Origin of the sequence: Clostridium sp. (genome assembly GCF_047777555.1) — a bacterium.
Classification (GTDB): domain Bacteria; phylum Bacillota; class Clostridia; order Clostridiales; family Clostridiaceae; genus Clostridium_H.
Genome location: NZ_JBKEEV010000014.1, coordinates 1 through 25,404, shown reverse-complemented (window position 1 = coordinate 25,404; position 25,404 = coordinate 1). Strand labels below are relative to the sequence as shown.

At 31.3% G+C, this 25,404-nt stretch carries 18 protein-coding genes and 2 pseudogenes; 1 reads left to right on the top strand and 19 read right to left on the bottom strand.

All coding sequences use genetic code 11. From position 1 onward, the window contains the following. From ACFWTK_RS12910 to ACFWTK_RS12820, 19 genes and pseudogenes are all read right to left on the bottom strand, one after another. A partial coding sequence (locus ACFWTK_RS12910; protein WP_415876365.1) for an alpha-glucosidase occupies window positions 1–1,052 on the bottom strand: 1,052 nt, incomplete at its 3' end. A gap of 83 nt (window positions 1,053–1,135) precedes the next feature. Next, the gene (locus tag ACFWTK_RS12905; RefSeq protein ID WP_061858072.1) at window positions 1,136–2,086 is read right to left on the bottom strand and encodes an ROK family protein; all 951 of its coding nucleotides are present in this window, start codon (window positions 2,084–2,086) and stop codon (window positions 1,136–1,138) included. Next, window positions 2,079–2,885, bottom strand: a complete 807-nt coding sequence (locus tag ACFWTK_RS12900; protein WP_061858073.1) for an endonuclease/exonuclease/phosphatase family protein — start codon at window positions 2,883–2,885, stop codon at window positions 2,079–2,081. Before ACFWTK_RS12900 ends, ACFWTK_RS12905 begins: the two co-directional genes overlap by 8 nt. Window positions 2,886–2,887: 2 nt before the next feature. Further along, on the bottom strand, window positions 2,888–4,564 hold the full coding sequence (locus ACFWTK_RS12895) for a PTS transporter subunit IIBC (protein ID WP_415876364.1): 1,677 nt from the start codon (window positions 4,562–4,564) through the stop codon (window positions 2,888–2,890). A 257-nt stretch (window positions 4,565–4,821) separates the two neighbouring features. Then, window positions 4,822–5,823 carry a LacI family DNA-binding transcriptional regulator gene (locus ACFWTK_RS12890; RefSeq protein WP_415876363.1) on the bottom strand — a complete coding sequence of 334 codons (1,002 nt, stop codon included), beginning with the start codon at window positions 5,821–5,823 and terminating at the stop codon, window positions 4,822–4,824. 382 nt (window positions 5,824–6,205) lie between these two features. Then, window positions 6,206–8,443: a ribonuclease R gene (gene rnr, locus ACFWTK_RS12885; RefSeq protein ID WP_415876362.1), complete on the bottom strand. Its 2,238-nt coding sequence runs from the start codon at window positions 8,441–8,443 to the stop codon at window positions 6,206–6,208. A gap of 330 nt (window positions 8,444–8,773) precedes the next feature. After that, window positions 8,774–10,792, bottom strand: coding sequence for a sodium-translocating pyrophosphatase (locus ACFWTK_RS12880; protein ID WP_415876361.1), 2,019 nt, complete (start codon window positions 10,790–10,792; stop codon window positions 8,774–8,776). 170 nt (window positions 10,793–10,962) lie between these two features. Then, window positions 10,963–11,190: a preprotein translocase subunit SecG gene (gene secG / locus ACFWTK_RS12875; protein ID WP_415876360.1), complete on the bottom strand. Its 228-nt coding sequence runs from the start codon at window positions 11,188–11,190 to the stop codon at window positions 10,963–10,965. 179 nt (window positions 11,191–11,369) lie between these two features. After that, complete coding sequence (gene eno / locus ACFWTK_RS12870; protein WP_415876359.1) at window positions 11,370–12,671, bottom strand: phosphopyruvate hydratase; 1,302 nt, start codon at window positions 12,669–12,671, stop codon at window positions 11,370–11,372. 75 nt (window positions 12,672–12,746) lie between these two features. Next, on the bottom strand, window positions 12,747–14,282 hold the full coding sequence (gene gpmI, locus ACFWTK_RS12865; RefSeq protein WP_415876358.1) for a 2,3-bisphosphoglycerate-independent phosphoglycerate mutase: 1,536 nt from the start codon (window positions 14,280–14,282) through the stop codon (window positions 12,747–12,749). A gap of 112 nt (window positions 14,283–14,394) precedes the next feature. Further along, window positions 14,395–15,147, bottom strand: a complete 753-nt coding sequence (gene tpiA, locus ACFWTK_RS12860) for a triose-phosphate isomerase (protein WP_415874201.1) — start codon at window positions 15,145–15,147, stop codon at window positions 14,395–14,397. Between the two features lie 124 nt (window positions 15,148–15,271). Next, complete coding sequence (locus tag ACFWTK_RS12855) at window positions 15,272–16,468, bottom strand: phosphoglycerate kinase (protein ID WP_415874202.1); 1,197 nt, start codon at window positions 16,466–16,468, stop codon at window positions 15,272–15,274. A 426-nt stretch (window positions 16,469–16,894) separates the two neighbouring features. After that, the gene (gene gap, locus ACFWTK_RS12850; protein ID WP_415874203.1) at window positions 16,895–17,899 is read right to left on the bottom strand and encodes a type I glyceraldehyde-3-phosphate dehydrogenase; all 1,005 of its coding nucleotides are present in this window, start codon (window positions 17,897–17,899) and stop codon (window positions 16,895–16,897) included. 90 nt (window positions 17,900–17,989) lie between these two features. Continuing rightward, window positions 17,990–19,024: a sugar-binding transcriptional regulator gene (locus ACFWTK_RS12845; protein ID WP_415874204.1), complete on the bottom strand. Its 1,035-nt coding sequence runs from the start codon at window positions 19,022–19,024 to the stop codon at window positions 17,990–17,992. 221 nt (window positions 19,025–19,245) lie between these two features. Continuing rightward, complete coding sequence (gene rpoN, locus ACFWTK_RS12840; protein WP_415874666.1) at window positions 19,246–20,616, bottom strand: RNA polymerase factor sigma-54; 1,371 nt, start codon at window positions 20,614–20,616, stop codon at window positions 19,246–19,248. A gap of 184 nt (window positions 20,617–20,800) precedes the next feature. Beyond that, the gene (locus ACFWTK_RS12835; protein ID WP_415874205.1) at window positions 20,801–21,637 is read right to left on the bottom strand and encodes a DegV family protein; all 837 of its coding nucleotides are present in this window, start codon (window positions 21,635–21,637) and stop codon (window positions 20,801–20,803) included. Between the two features lie 12 nt (window positions 21,638–21,649). After that, on the bottom strand, window positions 21,650–22,135 hold the full coding sequence (trmL, locus tag ACFWTK_RS12830) for a tRNA (uridine(34)/cytosine(34)/5-carboxymethylaminomethyluridine(34)-2'-O)-methyltransferase TrmL (RefSeq protein WP_415876357.1): 486 nt from the start codon (window positions 22,133–22,135) through the stop codon (window positions 21,650–21,652). A gap of 95 nt (window positions 22,136–22,230) precedes the next feature. Then, window positions 22,231–23,053 (bottom strand): annotated as a pseudogene (locus ACFWTK_RS12825) (Cof-type HAD-IIB family hydrolase). Window positions 23,054–23,249: 196 nt separating this feature from the next. Then, entirely contained in the window at window positions 23,250–24,626 is a 1,377-nt protein-coding gene (locus tag ACFWTK_RS12820) for a VanW family protein (RefSeq protein WP_415876356.1), read from the bottom strand. A gap of 125 nt (window positions 24,627–24,751) precedes the next feature. Here ACFWTK_RS12820 and ACFWTK_RS12815 point away from each other — a divergent pair. Next, window positions 24,752–25,404, top strand: a pseudogene (locus ACFWTK_RS12815) (M42 family metallopeptidase); the annotation flags it as partial.

Here is a 25,404-nt window from a genome sequence, read left to right as displayed (position 1 = left end):
ATAGCAGCTAGAGATGTAGCACTTTCTCTCCAGTATCTATCATCATCTCCCAAAGTGGAAACTATTCTTGGTACATCATGATTTTCAATATACAGCGCATTCCATCCCTTGCCTTCTAATCCTTTTTGCCATTTTGATAAAATCTTCTTTAATTTAGGAATACTCATATCTGAATCTGTACCATTTTCCCACAAGTGCACATGCTCAAATTGAAATATCATGTTAAACTTTCCTTCATTTTCTCCAACCCAAAGAGAAGCATCTTCAACATTAACTCCATTAGCTTCTCCAACTGTCATTATATCATATTTGCGAAAAGTATTTTCAGCTAGCTCTTCTAAATATTCATGAATTCCTTCCACATTCATATGCTTATCAAAAGATGGAACATATCTTAATCCTTTTGGATTAGGCATATCTTTTAAGCCCTCTTCTTTATTTATATGACTAATAGCATCAACTCTAAACCCATCTATTCCTTTATCCAGCCACCAATTAATCATATCATAAATTGCCTTACGCATATTTTTATTTTTCCAATTTAAATCTGGTTGTTTTCTTGAAAATAGATGAAGATAATATTGATCAGTTTTTTCATCATACTCCCAAGCCGAACCTCCAAAAATACTTTCCCAGTTGTTTGGTTCTCTTCCATCCTTGCCATCACGCCATATATACCAATCTCTTTTTGGATTATCTCTTGAAGAACGAGACTCAATAAACCATGGATGTTCATCACTTGTATGATTAACAACCAAATCAATTATAAGCTTCATGCCTTTTTTGTGGACTTCATCCAAAAGCTCATTAAAATCATCCATAGTACCGAAATCATCCATTATATCTTGATAGTCACTAATATCGTATCCATTATCATCATTAGGTGATTTATACATTGGACAAATCCATATTACATCAATTCCTAAATCTTTTAGATAATCTAATTTAGATATTATTCCTTGTAAATCTCCTATTCCATCTCCATTAGAATCTTTGAAACTTCTTGGATATACCTCATAAGCAACTGCTTCTTTCCACCATGTCTTTTTCATTTTAGCATAACCTCCATTATAAATTGAGCAATCGCTTGCATAAACCTGTAAAAAAAACTTAATAATTTTATTTTTTTATTTTTTTATTTACTTTCCATTATTGCAAGAGCAACTGCCCCCATAAGTCCCGCATTAGTTCCTAGGCCTGCTGGAACTATTTTTGTACTTTCTGCCATAGACTTAAAGCATCTCTTGTTAACCACTTCTTGTACCTTCTTAAATACTATATCTCCACCCTTTGAAACTCCTCCTCCAATTATAACCATTTCTGGGTCAAAAGACACTATTATGTTCGCAATACATATTCCTAAATAATTTAATGCTTTATCAAGCACAGCCTTAGCTACAGCATCTCCTTTTTCAGCCTCTTTAAACACTTCATAAGATGTTACATTTTCGTAAGTTGTAAGAGAAGTTTTTACTCCTTTGGCAATCTCTTCTTTTGCCAATCTTCCTATAGCTGTACCTGATGCTAATGCTTCTGCGCATCCATAATTTCCACAATTACAACGAGGTCCATCCTTTTCTAAGGTCATGTGTCCAATCTCTAAAGCATTGCTGGTATTACCCCTATATATTTTTCCGTTTAATATAGCTCCACCACCTATTCCTGTAGAAACTGTTACAAATATCATATTGCTGGTGCCTTTTCCTGCCCCAAAAATATATTCTCCCATAGCTGCTACATTAGCATCATTATCTAAATAAACAGGGATATTAAACTTATCTTTTAAAGGCTTAACTAAGTTGAAGTTTCTAAAAGGAAGGTTCGGTGTGGTTATGATTTTTCCCTCTTTGGCATCTAAAGGTCCTGGAGAACCTATTCCTATAGTTACAATTTTATCTTTAGCTACTTTAGATTCTTCTATTACTTTTTCTATAACTAATATTATTCTTTGAAGTACTGCTTCTTCTCCCTCTTCTGCTTTTGTAGGAATAGTATACTGTGAAACTATATTTCCATCAAAATCTGCAACAGCTCCACTTATTTTTGTTCCTCCTAAATCAATTCCTATAACATAGTTATCAGCCATTAAACTCCCCCTCTTCTATTTTTACTTCTACACCGTAATGGTCCGATACCACATTTCTATTTTCTCCATTAAATATTACCTTTGAATATTTAACTTGTATTTTTTTATTGCATAAAATCCAATCTAATCTTAAGTCCTCCTTATTTTCATTCCATCCTGCTATTTTACCCTTTACCGTAACTCCATTATCTTTTTCTTTTGCCATAGAATAAGTATCATACATCCCTTTTCCTATTAAATAATCATAACCTTCTCCTCTTAAAAAAGCATTATTATTAAAGTCTCCCATTAAAAATGTTAATCTGTCATCATTTACTCTTTCAAGGATTTTATGTGCTTGTTCCTTAAAAGGTTCATCTTCATCATTCCACCATCCAAGATGACAAGAATAAACATCTATAAGATTTCCCTTTATATTTAAAGAAGCTCCTATAATTTTTCTAGTCTTCCAAAAGGATGTATCTTCACTTTTGGTTGCGAAGAAGCAGTAAGCTTTTTCAATTTTGTGCTTTGTTATAATGCTTACTCCTTCTTCATATTTGTCATACCCTATATGAGAGAAATCCCATAACATTTCATATTCACTGCAACCTGACTTTTTTAGTTCATTTATTAAAGTTAGAGCAAAATTATCTTCTTTTATGTTTTTAAAAAGGACTTTCTTGTCTATAGATTGGTTTACTTCTTGCAATGCAATTATATCATATTTTTTCTGTAATATGGTGTCAATTATAATCTTAATTTTTTCTTGTTGATTTTCTTCCATCCATGAATGACAATTTAAAGTTAAAAGCTTCATATTTATTCACCTAGAATATCTATAATATTTGATTTTATAACATCTGCCTTAGGTCCATAAACAACTTGAACACCTTTATCCTTTATTATTAAACCTAATGCCTTGTTGTCCTTCCATTCTTTCTCTCCTGCAACTAAGCTTAGATCTTTAACAGTTACACGAAGGCGAGTCATACAAGCATCAACATCTATTATATTGTCTTTTCCACCTAATAATTTTATAGCATTAACTGCAATTTCATCTTTAACTTTCTTGTTTCCTTTGCTTTCTTTATTTTCTGATTTTGAATCTTTAGAGTTTTCCATTCCTTCAACATCATTTCCCAAACGTCCTGGTGTAGCAATTTTAAACTTTTTAATCATGAAGCTGAACATAAAGTAGCTTATGAATAAGAATGCTATTGCTACCATTATAAAGTTAATTAAATCTCTTACAAGACCTGCATTTATAATCATTGGAGTACGAGTTAAAAACTCTATAAATCCAAAAGCATGTATACGTAAATTTAGTATATCTGCCATAGCAAATGCTAATCCTGTTAATACTGCATATGAACCATATAAAATTGGAGAAGTAAACATAAACATAAATTCAATAGGTTCTGTAACTCCTGTTAAAAATACCGCAATAGCAGCTGATAGATACATAGATTTATATTTTGATTTTTTATCATTATCTACATTTTTATACATTGCTAAAGCTGCACCTATTAATGTAGCAGATGATGTTATTACCTGCCCAATTTTGAAACGAGCTGGATGAACTGTAGCAAGTAAATTCTTATACGTATTTATATCTCCTAAAGCCTTTAAATTATTTAAGTCTGTAATCCATGCTAACCATAATGGGTCCTGTCCTGATACTATTTTACCTATACTGTCTCCAGTTAGTATTTTATAAGTTCCTCCAAGATCAGTATAGTTTATTGGTACCGTTATCAAGTGATGTAATCCAAAAGGTAGTAATAAACGTTCAAAGAATCCATATACGAAAGGTGATATAATTGGTGCATTATCTTTAGATGTTGCAATCCACTTTCCAAAGCTATTTATTTCAGTTTGTGCAATTGGCCAGAATATAGAAAGTATGACTGCCGCTATAACTGAATATACAATTACTACAAATGGCACAAAACGTTTACCATTGAAAAATGAAAGTGCATTTGGCAATTTATCATAGTTATAATATTTATTATATAATGTAGCTCCTAAGAAACCTGCTATAATACCAACAAATACTCCCATATTTAGAGCTGGTGCCCCAAGTACAGATATGAAATAGTCCTCAACTAAAAGCTTTCCGCCTAATATGTTATTTACTGTTGCATTTGGCTCTGCAAGCATAGCCTCACTTATTCCAAAAATAGTTCCTGTTACACGATTAATCAATATAAAAGCTATAGCAGACGCAAAAGCTCCACCAGCACGTTCCTTAGCCCAAGAACCACCAATGGCTATAGCAAATAATAAATTTAAGTTACCTATTACCGCCCATCCTAAGTCTTCTACTATAGTTGCTATTGTTCCTATAACGCCTGTAGTTCCAAGAAAAATTCCTATTACCTTTCCAAGTGAAATCATAAGTCCTGCAGCTGGCATAACTGCAATAACTACCATTAGAGCTTTACCAAACTTCTGCCAAAAATCAAATGAAATTAATTTTGTTTCTTTTGAAGACATATTATTTCCCCCTTTAAATAAGAAATAAGATTAAATTTATGCAATCGATTTTAGAAAAATAAATTATGTTTGTACAAACGTTTGTCTTATGAATAAATTATATTCTTTAATATAAACTTTGTCAATAAATTGATGTAAACTTTCTCAATGAAACTTTTTATATATTTTACGTATATTAAGTCACAAAAAAAGAGTATATTCTTATACTCTCTCAAAACTTAAATGTTATCCTATTATTTATTCTATTATGACACAACTTAGTAATTGGTAGATTCCCTTTCTATTAATCTAGTTTCTATAATATAATGTTTATGTTTTATGTTATTTGTAAGTCTGTCTACTAATAGTTTAGCTGCATAATATCCCAACTTGTTGGAATTTATATCTACAGAACTTAATGATGGTTTTTGATATTCTGCAAAAGGAGTATTATTAAATCCTATAATTGATATACTTTTAATGCCATTTTCATTCAAATAGTTATTTGCACCAAAAGCTAAAAGGTCATCTGTTGCAACTAATGCGGTTGGCTTTTTTACTTTCATCATTTGTTTCATTGCCTCATATCCTAAGTTTTCTTTAAAATCTTCTACTTCCATTATTAAACTTTCATCTATGTCAATACCATGTATTTTATGAGCCTGTTTATATCCTTCTAATCTATCTTTAGAAACATTTAGCTCTTTTTTAGCTCCTATATAAGCTATTTCTTTATGTCCGCTAATAAATAGTTTACTTACTACATTATACATTGCTTGAAAATTGTCATTATCTACCCAAAGCACATTTTTAGTATCTTCTGGTCTTCCAATTACCACAAATGGAAAAGCAACTTCTTGTAAATACTTTATACATTTATCATGAACTCGGGCCAACATAAGAATTATTCCATCAACTAAGTTGCTGTTTATATAATTCTGTATAGCACTCAACTCTTCTTCTTCTCTTTTACAAAAGGTATACATTATATAATATCCTGCTTCTTGTACATATGTACTTATTCCAGTCATAGCTTGTATAAAAAATGGGTTTTTAAATAAATCTTCTGCTTCCCTCGGCATAACTATTCCTATAACATTAGTAGTTTTATTTGCTAAACTTCTTGCAATAGCATTAGGATGATAATTTAATTTTTTTATAGCTTCGTTAATCCTCTTTTTTGTTTCTTCACTAATTCTGTCACTGCCAGCTATAACTCTGGATACAGTAGAAGGAGAAACATTTGCTTCTTTAGCCACATCTTTTATTGTGACGCCCATGATACTTTTACCTCCATCTAAATTATTTTGAACAACCGTTTTCACAAATAATTGTATAAAACTATAAGACAAGTGTCAACATATAAGAATAAAAGGCTCCCTTTTAATAAATGTATATATTAATAAATGTATATAATCTTTTTAATATTGAACTGTAATATGAGATTTGCATTGTAGAAAGCGTTGAAGGAGCAATTATAAGCTCTTTATATTTATTAATTTAAAACACCGTAAGGAACCTTCTATTGTTTGAGCGACAGCGAGTTTAGAAGGTCTAGGTGTTTTAAATTCAGAAATATTAGAGCTTCTTTGCGTAGTGAAGCTTTCCTAAAAGCAAATCTCCTATGGAATGTTCAATATTAAAGATTATCACAATTTATTTCTAGTCTTTCATCATATCGTCTATTTCTTCCTCCAGTTTTTCTTCCTTTAAAGATTGGATTATTTCTTCTTCGCTTAGTTTTACAACTGGTATTTTAGGAAGATTCTCTTCCACTTCTTGTTCTTCATCTTTAACTAGGTCAAAGTAAATATCATAAGAACTCATATCTACTTCAGCTACCTTTACTTTCACTACGTCTCCAAGTCTATATTTGCGCTTAGTTCTCTCTCCAATTAAGCATAAATGTACTTCATCATATACATAATAATCATCATCAATATTGCTTATGTGGACTAATCCTTCTATAGTATTAGGTAATTGTATAAACATACCAAAATTAGTTACAGAAGAAACTATTCCTTCATATTCTTCTCCTATTCTTTCGCTCATATATTCAGCTTTCTTTAAGTCATCTACTTCTCTTTCTGCCTCCATAGCCAATCTTTCCATATCAGAAGATTGAGTGGATGCATAATCTACAGCCTTTTCTAAGGCCTTAAACCTGTTTTCATCTATTACACCATACAAGGACTCTTTAATTATCCTATGAATAATTAAATCTGGATATCTTCTTATTGGAGAAGTAAAATGGCAATAGTATTTTGCTGCAAGACCGAAATGTCCTATACATTCTGGTGAATATCTTGCTTGCTTTAGTGAGCGTAGTAATAATGTATTTACTACAGTTTCTTCCTTTTTCCCTTTTACCGCTTCAATAATCTGCTGAAGTGATTTAGGATGAATATCATTGCTGCTCTTTATGAAATATCCTAAATTATATGCAAACTCTCTAAACCTTTGAAGTTTTTCTTCATCTGGATCCTCATGAACTCTATATACAAAAGGAAGCTTAGTCCAGAACATATGCTCTGCAATAGTTTCATTAGCTACAAGCATAAATTCCTCAATTATTCTATTAGCGATTTCTCTCTCATATGGTTTAATCTCTATAGGTTTATCATTATTATCTAATATTATTTTTGTCTCATCAAAATCAAAATCTATAGCTCCTCTTCTTAATCTCTTTTTATATAGAATTTCACATAATTCTTCCATCATTTTGAAATCTTCAATTAGATAATCATATCTTTTCATAAGTTCCTCATCATGGTCTTTTAAGATTTTTGTCACATCTGTATAGGTCATTCTTTCGTTGGTTCTTATTACACTTTTCGTAATTCTGTAATCAACAACTTTACCCTCATTATTTATTTCCATAAAACATGTCATTGCTAGTCTATCTACATGAGGGTTTAAGCTGCAAATTCCATTAGATAATTCCTTTGGAAGCATAGGAATAACCTTAGTTAATAAATATACAGAAGTAGCTCTTTTTAAAGCTTCTCTATCCAATGGGCTTTTTTCTTTTACATAGTGAGATACATCTGCAATGTGAACTCCTAAATAATAATTTCCATTAGGAAGTCTCTCTATTGAAACAGCATCGTCTAAGTCCTTTGCATCTTCTCCATCTATGGTTACCATTTTTATGTCTCTTAAATCTTCTCTGTTTTTATACTCTTCCTCTGGTATCTCCTCTGGTATACTAGCAGCATAACTTTGAACCTTTGGTGGAAATTCTTCTGGAAGCTTATATTTTTTTATAATTGTCAATATATCTATGCCTTTTTCTCCCTTTTTGCCTAAAATCTCTACAATCTTTCCTTCTGGATTTCTTCTATTTTCTGGCCATTCTGTTATTTCAACTATGACCACATCACCAGCTGAAGCTCCATTGGAATCCTCTTTAGCAATAAATATATCTTGAAATATTCTCTTTTCTTCTGGAACAACAAATCCAAAATTTTTGCTAGCTTCATAAACTCCAATTATCTTTGTATTGGCTCTTTCTATAACTTTTACTATCTCGCCTTCACGTTTTTTACCTTTATCCTTTTCTTTTAGAACTTGAGCCACTACCCTGTCACCATGCATAGCCCCATTCATTAATGTTGAAACTATAAATACATCTGGACTTTCATCATCTGGAATTACAAACCCAAACCCTTTTTGATGTCCTTGCAGTCTTCCAACTACAAGCCCCATTTTTTCTGGGATTCCATAACGTCCTACTTGATTTTTTACTATACTTCCTTCCTTCTCCATAGTTTTTAAAATATCTTTAAAAGTCTTTATTTCTTTCTTAGATATACCAAATATTTTTGCTAGTTCATTTATATCCATTGGCTTATATGCCTGCTCCCTCATAAAATCTAAGAGTACTTTTTTTATATTCAATTCATTTTCCTCCTCTAATCTAGTAATGCAATAGCAAGATTTCTTATTAGGTATTAATAAATTTGCACCTATTTTATTTTTTGCTACTTATATGTATAATATTCAATCTGATAAAATAAATCGTTACAATTAATAGTAACTTAATTAATATTTCTAGTCAAACCATTATTATCCATAATAAGTTAGAATATTCCTATTAATTTATTTACAAATAAACAAAATGACTAAAAGTACAAAAACTGCACTTTTAGCCATATATAAACTAGGGAAGCAACTAAACTTTGCGCTTTAACGCTTATAGTTGCCTCCATTTCTAAAATAATATATCTTCTACTTAAATAGATTTAGCAATATTCCGCCATATTTAAGTATTACTGGTGCAAATACTAATGATACTATAGTCATAAGTTTAATCAATATATTCATTGATGGTCCTGATGTATCTTTAAATGGATCTCCTACTGTATCTCCTACTACTGCTGCCTTATGAGCATCACTGCCCTTTCCTCCATGTGCTCCACCTTCTATATATTTTTTAGCATTATCCCAAGCTCCACCTGCATTTGCCATAAGTATTGCTACAAGAACACCAGAAGATACTGCTCCTCCAATCAATCCTCCTAAAGCTTCAGCACCTAAAAGCATTCCTATTAATAGTGGAACTGCAATAGCTAATATTCCAGGAATGACCATTTCCTTTAAAGCTGCTGCTGTTGAAATATCAACACATTTTTTATAATCTGGTTTTCCTTTTCCTTCCATGATTCCAGGAATAGTCTTAAATTGACGTCTAACTTCTTCTATCATCTCATTAGCAGCTTTTCCTACTGATTCCATTGTTAAAGCACCGAACAAGAATGGAATCATAGCACCTATCAATACACCAACTAATGTAACTGGAGTTAATAAATCAATAGTTTTTAGTTTTGTTGCTTGTGCATAGGATGCAAATAGTGCTAAAGCAGTGAGTGCTGCTGAACCAATGGCAAATCCTTTACCAATGGCTGCTGTAGTATTTCCTACAGAATCTAGTTTATCTGTGACTTCTCTTACACTATGTGGAAGCTCAGACATTTCTGCTATTCCACCAGCGTTATCTGCTATAGGTCCATATGCATCTACTGCAACTACAAGACCTGTAGTTGAAAGCATTCCTACAGCTGCAAGAGATATTCCATATAATCCCATAGATACATTTGATGCTCCACCCATTATATAAAATGAGAATAAAATTCCAATACATATTAATATTATAGGAAGCATGGTGGAATACATTCCTACAGCAAGTCCTGAAATTATTGTAGTAGCTGCTCCTGTTTCTGACTGTCTAGCAATTTTTTGTACAGAATTATATTGATCTGCTGTATATATTTCAGTTATTTTTCCTATTAAAATTCCTACAATTAGCCCTGAAAATATAGCTCCAAAAGCTTTATAATCTCCAAACACCTGATTACTTAGTACGAATGAACCAATTATAACTAGTAGTCCTCCTATATAAGTTCCAGTATTAAGAGCTTTTTGAGGACTAGCATTTTTGCTATTTCTTGCAAACAATGCTCCTATTATTGAGGACAATATTCCAATAGCTGCTAAATTAAGAGGAAAGATAATTTTTGATTGTTCTCCTGAAAATAGAAAATATCCCAATGTTAAAGCTGATATTATAGATCCTACATAGGATTCAAATAAGTCTGCTCCCATTCCAGCAACGTCTCCTACATTGTCTCCAACATTATCTGCTATAACAGCTGGATTTCTTGGATCATCTTCTGGTATGCCTGCTTCTACCTTTCCAACTAAGTCTGCTCCTACATCTGCAGCCTTAGTGTATATTCCTCCACCAACACGTGCAAAGAGTGCAATAGAACTTGCTCCAAAGCCAAATCCAGTTATAAAATCTGTATTATTATTGAAAGCCCAGCAAAAGATACCTAATCCAATTATTCCTAATCCAACAACAGACATTCCCATAACAGCACCGCCAGAAAAAGCAATCTTTAAAGCTTCATTTTGACCTTTTCTTGCTGATTGAGCTGTTCTTACATTTGCCTTAGTTGCCACATTCATTCCAAAATATCCTGCTAGAATCGAAAATATAGCCCCACAAACAAAGCATATAGCTGTTTTATAGCTAATTGTTATAGCTATAACTATAGTAACAACTACTATGAAGCCTGCAAGATATTTGTACTCTCTCATCAAGAATGCCATGGCACCCTCATGAATGTATCCCGATATCTCTTTCATCCTTTCGTTACCTGGATCCTTTTTTGCAATTCCTGAACTTAAAACAAAGGCAAAAATCAATGCTAAAAGTCCACAAATTACTGGTAAAGCTACATCCATTTTTATCCTTCCTTTCTATTAATTATAAGAGACTATATATATATACTACTCCATTTTTGGATTCAATACTAGTATATTTACCTTAAAATAAAAAAAAACACATAAATCTTGAAAAGATTTATGTGTTTTATCATCATAGCTATATGTATTACATTCTGTGTTTAATATTATTATCTAATCAATGTTAATGCTATTGTTATAGCTCCAAAAGCTACAGCTAAAATAACAGTTAATTTTGCTAATACAGATTCATAGGTTTTTGTTTTGTTTTTAGCATAGAAAGTATCTGCTCCTGTAGATATTAAATTAAAGCCATCTGCTTTTCCTGGCTGTTTCAATACAACAACTATAAGTGCAATACAAACTAATATTTCTAGAACTTGTAAAAATGTATGCATTAACATACACCTCCTCGTTTATTATCAAGCTTCTTACGTATACTAACTATACTTAACTATTTTATCACACTATAAAATAAATTACAATAAAAAAGCTTTTTATGTATTTTATGCAATATTAAAAGTAAAGTGGCTGTAGATTGAATCGTACAGCCACTTTGCTTTTAAATCAGAAAGTACTATTTTTTAAGGTTATAGAAAGCTTTAAGTCCTCTATATTCTCCCATTGTTGCTAATTCTTCTTCGATTCTTAATAATTGATTGTACTTAGCAACTCTTTCAGTTCTTGCTGGAGCACCAGTCTTGATTTGTCCTGCATTTACTGCAACAACTAAATCAGCTATTGTAGTATCTTCAGTTTCTCCACTTCTGTGAGAAACTACTGCAGTATATCCTGCTCTCTCAGCCATTTCTATTGTATTTAAAGTTTCAGTTAATGTTCCTATTTGGTTAAGCTTTATAAGAACTGAGTTTGCAACTCCTCTTTCAATTCCCATAGTAAGTCTTTCTGTATTAGTTACGAATAAATCGTCTCCTACTAATTGAATCTTTCCACCTAATTTTTCAGTTAGTAATTTCCATCCATCCCAGTCTTCTTCTGCCATACCGTCTTCGATTGAGATTATTGGATATTTTTCTACTAAATTAGCATAGAAATCAACCATTTCAGCTGGAGTTAATGTTCTTCCTTCTCCTTTTAATTCATACATCTTAGTTTCAGTATTGTAGAATTCTGAAGATGCAGGGTCTAAAGCTATAAATACTTGTTCTCCTGCTTTATATCCAGCTTTTTCTATAGCTTCTACAATAACTTCTATAGCTTCTTCATTGCTATTTAAGTCTGGAGCAAATCCACCTTCATCACCAACACCTGTTGATAATCCTTTGTTCTTTAATATGTTCTTTAATGTATGATATATTTCAGAACACATTCTTAAAGCTTCTGAGAAAGATTCAGCTCCTGCTGGCATAATCATGAACTCTTGTAAATCTACATTGTTGTCAGCGTGTGATCCACCATTCATTATGTTCATCATAGGTACTGGTAGAACTTTTGCGTTAACTCCACCTATGTATTGGTATAAGCTAATTCCTAGGTATTCTGCAGCAGCTCTTGCACATGCAAGTGATACTCCAAGCATTGCATTAGCTCCAAGTTTGCTCTTATTTTTTGTTCCATCAAGTTCAAGCATAACTTTATCTATTGAAACTTGATCAAATACATTCATTCCAACTAATTCTTCAGCTATAATTTCATTTACGTTGTTAACTGCTTTTTCAACGCTTTTTCCCATGTATACTGATTTATCGTTATCTCTTAATTCAACTGCTTCGAATATACCAGTTGAAGCTCCTGATGGAACTGCGGCTCTTCCTACTGTACCATCTTCTAATTCAACTTCTACTTCTACAGTTGGATTTCCTCTTGAGTCTAAAATTTGTCTTGCATAAACATCTACTATTTCTACAAAAGTCTTCATACTTATCTCCTCCTCATTTAAGATAAAAATTTATATATTCAGCAGGAAACAAAGATAATTGTTTCCTAACTGATATTATTTAAAAATACTTTTTCCTGTCATTTCCTTTGGAATTTCTAAACCCATTTCTTCTAGCATTGTAGGAGCTATATCTGCAAGTATTCCACTCTCTCTTAATTCTTTTCCATTAGCATCATTTGATACATAAATGAAAGGTACAGGATTTGTAGTATGAGCTGTCATACTTCCTCCAGTGGAATAGTCTATCATTTGTTCACAGTTACCATGGTCTGCTGTTATAAATATAGAGCCATTTTTCTCTAATATTTTATCCACAACTCTACCTAAACATTCATCCACAGCTTCAACTGCTTTAATTGCAGCCTCTATGACTCCTGTATGACCAACCATATCTGGATTTGCATAATTTAATATTATTGCATCATACTCATCTGAATCTATTCTTTTAATAACTTCATCCGTTACTTCATATGCACTCATTTCTGGTTTTAAATCATAAGTTGCAACCTTTGGTGAAGGTATTAAAGCTCTATCTTCATTTGCATAAGGCTCTTCAATTCCTCCATTGAAGAAGAATGTTACATGAGCATACTTTTCTGTTTCAGCTATTCTTAATTGCTTTTTACCTAATTTTGATAAATATTCTCCAAAAGTATTGCTGTAAGATTCAGGACCAAAAGCAACTTCAACATTTTCAATAGTCTTATCATACTCTGTTAAAGTTACGAAAGTCAAATCAAGATTTTCTCTTTCAAATGCATCGAATACTTTATCATTTATTGCTCTTGTTATTTGTCTTGCTCTATCTGGTCTAAAATTAAAGAATATTACTGAGTCTCCATCTTTAATAGTAGCTACAGGCTTCTCATTCTTTAATATTACAGTTGGAAGCACAAATTCGTCTTGCTTGTTATCATGATAAGATTTTTCTATAGCTTCTAGAGCACTTCCTGCATATTCACCTTTTCCTAATACCAATGCATTATATGCAAGCTGAGTCCTTTCCCATCTTTTGTCTCTATCCATAGCATAGTATCTTCCAGATATAGTAGCAATAGTTCCTACTCCAACTGAACTCATATAGCTTTCTAAGTCTTTTACATATGTTGGTGCTGAATCTGGTGGTGTATCTCTTCCATCAAGAAAAGCATGTACATATACTTTTTTTATGCCACTTTTTGCAGCAAAGTCAATTAGGCCTTTTAAATGATCTATATGTGAATGAACTCCACCATCTGATAAAAGTCCCATGAAATGAAGTGAAGAGTTATTAGCCTTTACATTATTTACAGCCTTTAGCAAAGCTTCATTTTTAACTAAATCTCCATCTTCTATGGCTTTAGTTATTCTTGTAAGAGCTTGATATATTATTCTTCCTGCGCCTATATTTAAGTGACCAACCTCTGAATTACCCATTTGTCCTTCTGGAAGTCCAACAGATAATCCACTAGCTCCTAGTTGTGTATGTGGATATTCGTTCCAAAGTTTATCATAATTAGGCTTCTTAGCTATTCTAACAGAATTTCCGTCTTCATTATCTGATATTCCAAATCCGTCTAGTATAGCTAACATAACAGGCCTCTTTATCATGTGTAATCACCTCCGAGAAATATCTTTAATCCTTTCTAGGATTCTAACTTCAGCTTTACTGCCTAACTGAAACTCAGAGTCCCTAATCCAATAAAATTGCGGGGAAATCTTATTACTTATCAAAGTTTACTATAGCAGCAAAATCTTGTGCTTTTAGTGAAGCTCCTCCGATAAGTCCTCCATCTATATTTGGTTTTGCCATTTGCTCTTTTATTGTTGATGGTTTAACTGAACCGCCATATTGTATTCTCATCTTTTCTGCAGCTTCTTCTCCAAACATGCTTGCAACAGTTTTTCTAACGAAAGCTATTGTTTCTTCTGCTTGATCAGATGTAGCAGTTTTTCCTGTTCCTATAGCCCAGATTGGTTCGTAAGCTATTACAAGTTTTTCAACTTGTTCTTTTTCAAGTCCAGCTAAGTCAAGCTTAATTTGTCTTCCCAATACTTCTTCAGTTATATTAGCTTCTCTTTCCTCAAGAGTTTCTCCTATGCAAAGTATTGGAAGTAGGTTATGTTCAAAAGCTTTCTTTATCTTCTTATTTAAGTCAGCATCATTTTCTGCAAAATATTGTCTTCTTTCACTATGCCCTAATATTACATACTTTATTCCCATTTCTTCAAGCATAGCTGGAGAAGTTTCTCCTGTAAAAGCTCCACTTTCTTCAAAGTGCATATTTTGAGCTCCAACTTCTATATTAGTTCCCTTAACAGCCTTTACTACCGCATCTAAACATATAGTTGGTGGACAAACTACAACTTCACTGTTAGCATCTTTAACTAATGGCTTTAATTCCTCTATAAGCTTTAATGCTTGTGATACAGTATTATTCATCTTCCAGTTTCCTGCTATAATTGGCTTTCTCATATTAACACACCCCTTATATTTTTTAATAGCCAGCTTTTTTAGGTATTAGGTACTAGTATCTAGAACCCAGTACCTAGTACCTATGACTATCCTTTCATAACTTATGCTTTCTAACCTACTTTTATTATTTGTCTGTAAGTGCTGCAATTCCTGGTAGTTCTTTTCCTTCTAAGAACTCAAGTGATGCTCCACCACCAGTTGAAATGTGAGTCATTTTATCTCCAAATCCAAGAGTATTAACAGCAGCTGCACTGTCTCCTCCTCCGATTATAGTAGTTGCATTTGACTGTGCCATAGCTTCTGCTACTGCTATTGTTCCTTTTGCAAAGTTTGCAAATTCAAATACTCCCATTGGTCCATTCCATATAACTGTCTTAGCATCCTTTACTGCTTCAGCATAAAGTTTAGCTGTTTTAGGTCCTATATCTAATCCCATGTAACCTTCTGGAATGTTTTGATCTTCTGTAGTAACTGGTTTTGTGTCTGCACTAAACTCAGCACCAACTACGTTATCTATTGGAAGTAATAATTTAACTCCTTTAGCTTGTGCCTTTTCCATCATTTCTTTAGCATAATCTATTTTATCTTCTTCTAATAAAGATGTTCCTATAGAATAGCCTTGAGCTTTTAAGAAAGTATAAGCCATTCCTCCACCTATTATTAATGTATCAACTTTTTCTAAAAGATTGTTTATAACGTTAATTTTATCAGAAACTTTAGCTCCACCAAGTATTGCTACAAATGGTCTTTCTGGAGTTTCAACAGCTTCACCTAAGAATTTTAATTCCTTTTGAATTAGGTATCCACAAGCAGATTCACTAACAAATTCTGTTACTCCAACTGTTGAACAGTGTGCTCTATGAGCTGTTCCAAAAGCATCATTTACAAATACATCAGCAAGAGAAGCTAATTCTTTTGAGAAGTTTTCTTCATTTTTAGTTTCTTCTTTTCTATATCTTGTGTTTTCAAGTAAAACAATATCTCCGTCTTTCATATTTGCTACAGCATTCTTAGCGTTTTCTCCAACTACATTATTATCTGCTGCAAATACAACTTCTTTTCCTAATAATTCTGAAAGTCTCTTAGCAACTGGTGCTAATGATAATTCTGGCTTTGGTTCTCCCTTTGGCTTACCAAGATGTGAACAAAGTATAACCTTAGCTCCTTGGTCTACTAAATATTTAATTGTTGGAAGTGCTCCTATTAATCTATTTTCATCTGTTATAACTCCTTCTTTAAGCGGTACATTGAAGTCACATCTTACTAATACTCTTTTACTTTTAACTTGGATATCTTCTACAGTCTTCTTGTTTAACTTCATGATTATATCTCCCTTCACATTTTAATAAAATTGCCTTGCAATTTTCTTACTAGTGATAAAAAATAAATTAATGATTTATATGTATCATTAAAATAGCACATATAAAAGCTAAATTTGCTTTAAAATTAGTATTCTACATCTTTTTATAATTATTATTGTTGAATTAAATTGTAAGCGGTCCTTTTTTGTCCCACGGACAAGTTATTTGTCCCACTTACATTATAATGTAAACGTAGGGATTTTTAAATAGGATTTTTAAAAAAAGTTTTAGTTTTAACATATAAGAAAAATGCACATCAATTTTATTATATAAAATATAAATCCAATGCGCCATCCTTAGAATTAAAAAGCATATTAATCTTAATTAATCAAAGATTAATATGCTTTTACTATGTTAGGGTATATATTTTAGGTATCTAATTTAAATTATTTTGAAAGGTTAGCAAAATATTTTAAAGTTCTAATTAATTGAGAAGTATATGACATTTCATTGTCATACCAAGAAGCAACTTTAACTAATTGCTCTCCATTTACGTCCATAACCTTTGTTTGAGTAGCATCAAATAATGAACCATAGTGAATTCCAATTACATCTGAAGATACTATAGGGTCTTCAGTGTATCCAAAAGATTCATTAGAAGCAGCTTTCATTGCTGCATTTATTTCTTCTACACTAACCTTCTTTTCTAGAGTACATACTAATTCAGTTAATGAACCAGTTATAACAGGAACTCTTTGTGCTCCTCCATCTAATTTACCTGCTAATTGTGGAATAACTAATCCTATAGCTTTAGCAGCACCAGTTGAGTTAGGAATTATGCTTGCAGCTGCAGCTCTTGCTCTTCTTAAATCACCTTTTTTGTGTGGAGCATCTAAAGTATTTTGGTCATTTGTATAAGCATGGATTGTAGTCATGAATCCTTTTGTTAAACCAAATTTGTCATTTAATACTTTAGCCATTGGAGCTAAGCAGTTTGTTGTACAAGATGCACCAGAGATAACTGTTTCTGAACCATCTAATACATCATGGTTTACGTTGAATACAACTGTCTTTAAGTCTCCAGTTGCAGGAGCTGATATAACAACTTTCTTAGCACCAGCTTGAATATGAGCTTCTGCTTTTTCTTTCTTAGTGAATAGTCCAGTACATTCTAGTACTATGTCTACTCCTAATTCTCCCCAAGGTAAGCTTGCTGGATCTTTTTCAGCAATTACTTTTATTTCTTTTCCATTAACTACGAAAGCTCCGTCCTTAACTTCGATTTCACCATTGAATCTTCCTTGAGATGAATCGTATTTGAATAAATGAGCTAAAGTTTTAGCATCTGTTAAGTCATTTATTGCAACTACTTCAAACTCAGGATTGTCGATCATTAATCTTAAAGCTAATCTTCCTATTCTTCCAAAACCATTAATAGCAACCTTTGTCATTGAAATTACCTCCTAAAAATCTTATTTTATATATTTTTATATATTTTTATATAAATATATATTTATATATTTTTAACGTTTTAAATGTATTTATTGGCGCTCACTTTTTATAATATTTATGATTTCTTTAGCAGCACCTTCATCAGTTATAAGAATATTATTTGAGTTGAATCTCTGTACACCTAGAATAGCCTTTGCTTTACTGTGTCCTCCAGATATAGCTATGATAGTTTGAATTTTTTTTGTATCTTCACCTTTTATTCCAGCAGTTGGAGTTGAAAAGATAACTTCTCCATTTATGTTAAAATAGCATCCAAATGCTTCTCCTACTGCTCCTTTTTCGTGCAATTCATTTATAGCTTCATCTTTTAAGCCTCTTTTTTGTGCCATATCCTCAGCTTTTCCAATACCGTAAATCAATATATTTGCTTTATGTATATTTTCTACAACTTCTTTTATACTTTCTTCATTTAAAATAGCAAATATCTCTGCATAATCTACATTATCTATGAGTTGAAGCATTTTATAATCTGCTGATAATCTCTCTGCCAATCTTGCAACTAAAGTATTAGCTTGAATTTCTACATTTCTGCCAATTCCACCTCTTGCAGGTATTATGAGAATATCTTTATATTCACTGGTCTTTGGCATATTATCTACCATCTTTTTTATGCTTTTCCCACCAGTTAATGCTATAATATTTTTATCTTTCAGTATGCTCTTTACAAAATTTGCTGCACTCTTTCCTAACTCCTCTAAGGTGAGCTCATTTTCATCTATATCTCCTGGGACAACTATTACTTTTCTTAGCTTCAAATTCTCTTTTAAATATTCTTCCATTTCTGATAGTCCTCTAAGGTCATGAACAAATTCCTTTAATGCTTCTAATATTTTCTTCCCATCGTAATTCACTGTCATTCCTTCTGCATTAATGTCTATCAACCCTTGTTTTTTAAGAAATCCAATTTCGCTTCTTACTATTCTTTCTCCAATTCCTAAGTGACTTGCCAGCATTCTCCTTCCTATGGGTTGATTATAATATATAGTGGTCAATATATTATACCTTTTGTCTAATAGTTCAAGTACTTCCGGAACCACTTTTTTTTCTATCTCCAAATACTTCAAAAGTAACACCTCTTTGGCCCTCTAATGTCCCACTTGTTTATTATACGTCCCACTTATTATTATAAATCAAATATATTTTTTTTAAAAGACATTTAACAAAAAAAATGTTAAATTTTTATTCTAAAAAATAATAAAGAAAAAGATACTTCTCTTTTCCTTTATTATTTGCTAAGCATTCTATTTTATTTATAGTAAAACTTTTAAATAAATCTTTATATTGATTAAAATCTTTTTCTTTTACTTGAGGATTTAATTCCCATTTCTTCTCTATACTTTGCCACCGTTCTTCTTGAAATATCAATATCTCTTTCTTTTAACAAATCACATATTTTCTGATCAGATAAAGGTTTCTTTTTATCTTCCTTATTTATAAGATCTTCTATTTCCTTTTTTATTATCTTTGTAGATACATCTTCAAAGCTGTCTACTCTAGAGATTCCAGTAGTAAAAAGATCCTTAATTTTTATTGTTCCTCTTTCTGTATGAATATACTTTTCTCTTATGGCTCTGCTCACCGTTGATTCATGTATCCCTAGACTATCTGCAATCTCTTTTAAAGTCATAGGCTTTAAAAAAGCCTCTCCATATTCAAAATAATCTTTTTGAATTTCTATTATTTTTTCTAATATATTATATATAGTATTTTCTCTTTGCCTAATACTCTTTATTAAAAATACAGCACTATTTAGTTTATCCTTTACAAACTTTACTGTATTCTTATCATCTTCATTATTGATTATCTGTTTATATAACTGATTTATATTTAATTTTGGGATAGAAGCATCATTCATTATAATGCAATACTCTCCATTTATTTTTCTTATATAAGCCTCAGGAATTATATATTTAGTTTCTTCTCCAGTAAAGAATCCTCTTGAAGGTTTAGGCTCTAAGGACTTTATTAAATCTCCATATTTTTGAGCATCCTTCACATCTATTTTTAGCTCTTTAGCTATTACATTATATTTATTTTCAGCTATCATTTCTAAATAGTTATCTACTATTTTATAAAGTTTTTCATCTTGAAAACCTTTTACTTGAAGCTGTATTTTTAAACATTCCTTTAGATCTCTAGCTCCTATTCCATGAGGTTCTAGTGATTGTACGATTTTTAAGCATGACTCAGCTAACTCCTTAGATATGGCTAGCTCTTCTTGAATTTCTTCAAGGGTTATATCCAAATATCCTCTGTTATCTATATTTTCAATCATATATTTACATACAGCTTTAACAAAATCATCCTCATTTAACTCTACTATTTGCTCCATTAAAAACTCTTTAAGTGATTTTTTAGCGCTGATAAAATTAAACGGAGATACCTCATCCTCGCTTTTTTCTCTGCTATAGCTTCCATGTCCATAGTCATCAAATTCTAAATACTTCAAGAAATTTTTATAGTCTATTTCATTCTTTGATTTTTCTGTATCATTTTTTTTATTATAATCTGCATCAAGCACTGGATTTTCTTGAAGCTCTTTTTCTATATAGCTTTGAATTTCGAAATTTGACATTTGAAGCAACTTTACTGATAGCTGCATTTGTTGAGTCATTATTAGCTTTTGTTCTTGAGTTAAATTTAAATTAAACTCCATCTTCATATTTTATCACCACTTTGCATTATAATACCGCTTCATATTACATTATATCATAAGAATTGGGCAATTAATAATTAAAATTCCTCAATGACTTTATGTAACATTTTCTTCTAATACTAAATACACCCATAAAAAATAAAAGCACCCTGATTTAGCGGGTGTTTTTATTTTCATTTATAATTTAATTATATTTTTCTATAAATGCTATTCCACAAGCATTAGGTCCTGCATGGGTTCCTACTACACATCCAACTTCACATTCAATATAGTTTACACCTCTATTAGTTAGCTCCTGTTGGAGATAAGGAAAAATATCTTTATTATCTATATGAAGTAATATACTAGGCTCTTCATTATTTAAATTATCTAAATATCCCAAAACCGTCTTAATTGCTCTTTTTGTTCCTCTTACCTTATCTAAAACTTCCATTTTCCCATCTACTGCAGCTAAAATCAGCTTTATATTCAGCAAGTTTCCTATTGCTCCAGCGGTTTTAGAAAGACGTCCTCCCTTAACCAGATTTTCCAAGCTTACAAATACGTAGCCACTTTTTATATGCGGAACAGTTTCTTTTAAAACTTTCTCAATTTCTTCTATGGAATAACCTTTATCTCTCAATTCAGCTGCTTTTATCACTAATAACCCTAATCCAGCAGTTACATTTAAACTGTCTATAACTAATATATCATCGCTTTCAAGCATTTCCTTAGCAATACATGCCGACTGGTATGTACCGCTCATTTTTGATGAAAGATGAATAGAAACAACTTTGTATCCTTCATCCAAATATTTTTTATATAATTCGTAAAATTTATGAGGATTTATTCCTGATGTGGTAGGAAACATGTCCTCTTCTTTTATTTTTTTTAAAAATTCTCTTATATTTATGGTCACGCCATCTAAATAACTCTCTTCTCCAAAACTAACCATAAGGGGTATGACTTCTATATCATATTTTTCTATGATTTCTTTATTTAAATCACAGGTACTATCTGTGATTATTTTAATCTTCTCCATAGTCTATACCCCCTACTTCATCCCTGGAAATCCTAACTGTCTTAAAGCTTCGTACGCAACTATAGCTACAGTATTTGAAAGATTTAAGGATCTTGTGGTTGATTTTATCATGGGTACACGTATTCTATTTTCCACATATCTATCTCTTATATAATCAGGTAATCCTGAAGATTCCCTTCCAAAAACAATAAAATCTCCCTGCTTATATTCTATTTCATCATGATGATATTTAGCTTCTTTTGTTGTTGATAGATATATATTGGCATCAGGATATTTCTCTAACATATCATCAAAAGATTCATGAACTTCTATGTCTAATAATGGCCAATAGTCTAGGCCAGCTCTCTTTACTCTCTTATCATCTATGCTAAATCCTAAAGGCTTTATTAAATGTAATCTGCAATCAGTTAGTACACAAGTTCTTGCTATATTTCCAGTATTCTGTGGTATTTCTGGTTGAAATAATACTATATTTAAATTAGGTTTATCTAATCTCATTGTTTACCCCCCTATATTAGTGGAATTTAACTCTATATTATAATATTAATCATAAAATGAAGTAAAGTACATATAATCATGTATAGATGAGTTTACTACAGAATAAATTTTTCTATAGCCTTAGCCACTCCATCTTCGTCGTTAGTTTCAGTTATATAATCTGCTTCCTTTTTTACATAGTCTGGCGCATTTCCCATTGCTATGCCTAATCCAGCATACTTTATCATAGATAAATCATTTTCACCATCACCTATGCAAATAACTTCTTCTCTTTTAAGTCCATAAAATTCTGCCAATATTTTTACTGCATTACCTTTTGAAATTCCCTTTTTCATTACTTCAAAATTATCTCCAAAAGAACTTACAACTTCAAAACTTTTTAAATTTATTATCTCATCCCTTAGCTTTTTTTAGAGTACTGTAGTCTTCACTAATGCATATAGCTTTAAGTATTTCACCATCTCTATTTACAAATTCTTCTTCTAAATTAGGATTTACATGAAGATTAATTTTCATATCATCTGATAAATCTTCATTCATCTCAAGATAAGTATATCCTTTTGGGTAGGGTTTAGGCGAAATAATAGTATTAAAAGTATTAAAATAAACTTTAAAATCATAATTTTTAATAATTCCCAGTATCTTTTTACATTCTTCTATACTCAATGTAGAACTATATATTACCTTATTTCTATCTTTTTCTCTAATATATGCTCCATTTGAAGCTATAATTGGTGCATTTATCCCTAAAAGTTGTGCATAATATTTTGCAGATGTAAACACCCTTCCTGTAGAAATCGCTATTTTAACTCCCATATCATGGGCTTTTTTTATGGCTTCCTTATTTCTATTACTAACTTCTTTACTGCTGTTCAATAAAGTCCCATCCATGTCCAAGCACACTAACTTAAATGCCATATTAATCTCCCCTTTATAATTTCATCCACTATGCTGACATTACCTATTCCCTACAGTATCAAAGAGTATTATAACATATAAGAAAATTGGGATGCAATTTTCTCAATTTAAAAGTGCTTAATCCTAAGTTTTTTGTTTCTTCCATATGGATTAAGCACTCTAAATTAACTTATTAATACTTTTTTAATATTTAATCTTACTTTTTCGTTCCTCTTCTAATTACTCCATTTATCGGTACATAATAATCATTAGATATTAATTCCTTACCTATAAACTTACCATTTTCATAGATATTTCTATAAGCTTTAACTCTGTAACCTTTGCGAGGCTGCTTTTCTACCTCTGTTTGTCCTGCTGGTAATGATGGGTCATCTATATATTTTATTGTTGGCTCAATTGTACTATATACTTCTGTAGTTATATCATAAGTTCGTTTTGCTAATTCAGAATTTGAATATATATTAAAATACACATTTCTATTTGAAGTAAAGCCTTCGATATATATAGGATAATCGAAAGTATTTTTAAATTTCAAGTCAATATTTCCCCAGTCAACCGTAGCATCAAGGCCCATTTCAACATATGTAGAAGGAATAGAATGGTGCACTCTTTCAGTGGTTTTTATATTTGCTCTTAGCAATGCATTATATAGAGTTGAAGATACTTGACATATTCCTCCGCCAAGGCCTGAATCGAATTTTTGATTTATTATAACTCCAGCTTCCTTGTATCCTCTTTCTTTTGTTCTTTCTCCAACAACTTCATTAAAGCTAAAAGTATCTCCTGGCATTATCACTGTACCATTAATACTTTGAGTTGATAATCTTATATTAGTCGCCCTACCTTCTGAAGAAGAGGAATAATTAGTTGAAAATGACCCTATCTTTGAATCAACCTTTCTTAATGCTTCCGCTTTAACCTTAGATTCTATAACTTTTATAGGGGCGTCTATGTTTATATCTCCAGTACTGTTATTTTTGATTTTAGCTGCAATTTCATCACTTAATTTTTTCTTTTCAAGCTCAAAACCTTTTTCATCTTCAGTAACTTGAAAACCTCCGTTTACAGACTTAATCGTTGCTTCCTTTGGTTTTGTATTAATATCCTTGCTTATAGACTCTATCATGTCATCTACTGGCTTATGATCATATGAAAATTGAAGATTATATTTTTTTAATTCAGGACTTTTTATAAGCTTATATTTAGATATTATATTTAAATTCTTACCATAAGCAAAAGCTTCATCTATGACTTCTGTTATATTGTATTGAGGATTTAATTGAGAATAATTTATTGTATAAGTTTTGCTTGGAGTTTTAACATGTATTTTCTTACTAAGTATTGGTTTTGAATACTTTTCTTTTAAAATTTCTAAAGCTTCTTCCTTACTCTTTCCTGATAATTCCACACTTTCAATAATAACTCCCGGGAACATAACATTGTCGAATTTTTGCGTAATAAAATACACATAACTAACAGCAGCTGAAATTAATAATAAAATGATTGTAAATACTAGATTTCTGACCCTCTTATTACTCTTTTTTCTTATTGTATTTTTTTTACTTCTAGCCATTTAATCTCTCCCCTCTTTCCAACTTATTATACTACAAAATTTTAAATAATTACATATGAAACTGTGTTTATACATTGGCTATAGTTTCATATTATGATAAAATTTTTTAAAGGAGTGATGAAATCATGAATTATGACAAATACAAACTTAAAACTTATTTAAAAAATATCTTATCCATCCCAAGTCCTTCTGGCTATACTTATAAAGTAATGGAATATATAAAAAGTGAACTTGATTCCTTAAAAGCTCCATATATTATTACGAATAAGGGAGCCATAATAGTTACACTCAAAGGAAAAAACAACGAATACCAAAGAACTTTTTCCTCTCATGTAGATACCTTAGGCGCTATGGTTAGTGAGATAAAATCAGATGGAAAGCTTGGTATAAGTCTAATAGGCGGATTCACAGGGAATTCTATAGAAGGAGAAAATTGCACTATTTTTACTCTGGATGATAAAACTTATACTGGAACAATTCAATCTTTAAAACCTTCTGTTCACATAAGCGGAAATGAAGCTTATGATCTTAAAAGAAGTCCTAAAAACATGGAAGTTATTTTAGATGAGAAAGTATTTTCTAAAGAAGATACCCTAACTCTAGGAATTAATGTTGGTGATTTTATCTTTTTAGACCCTAGAACCATAATAACAGATAATGGTTTTATTAAAAGCAGACACTTAGATGATAAAGCTAGTACCGCTATACTCTTGTATACTATAGACTATATATTAAGCAATAATATAGTCCTCCCTTATACAACTAACTTTTTTATAAG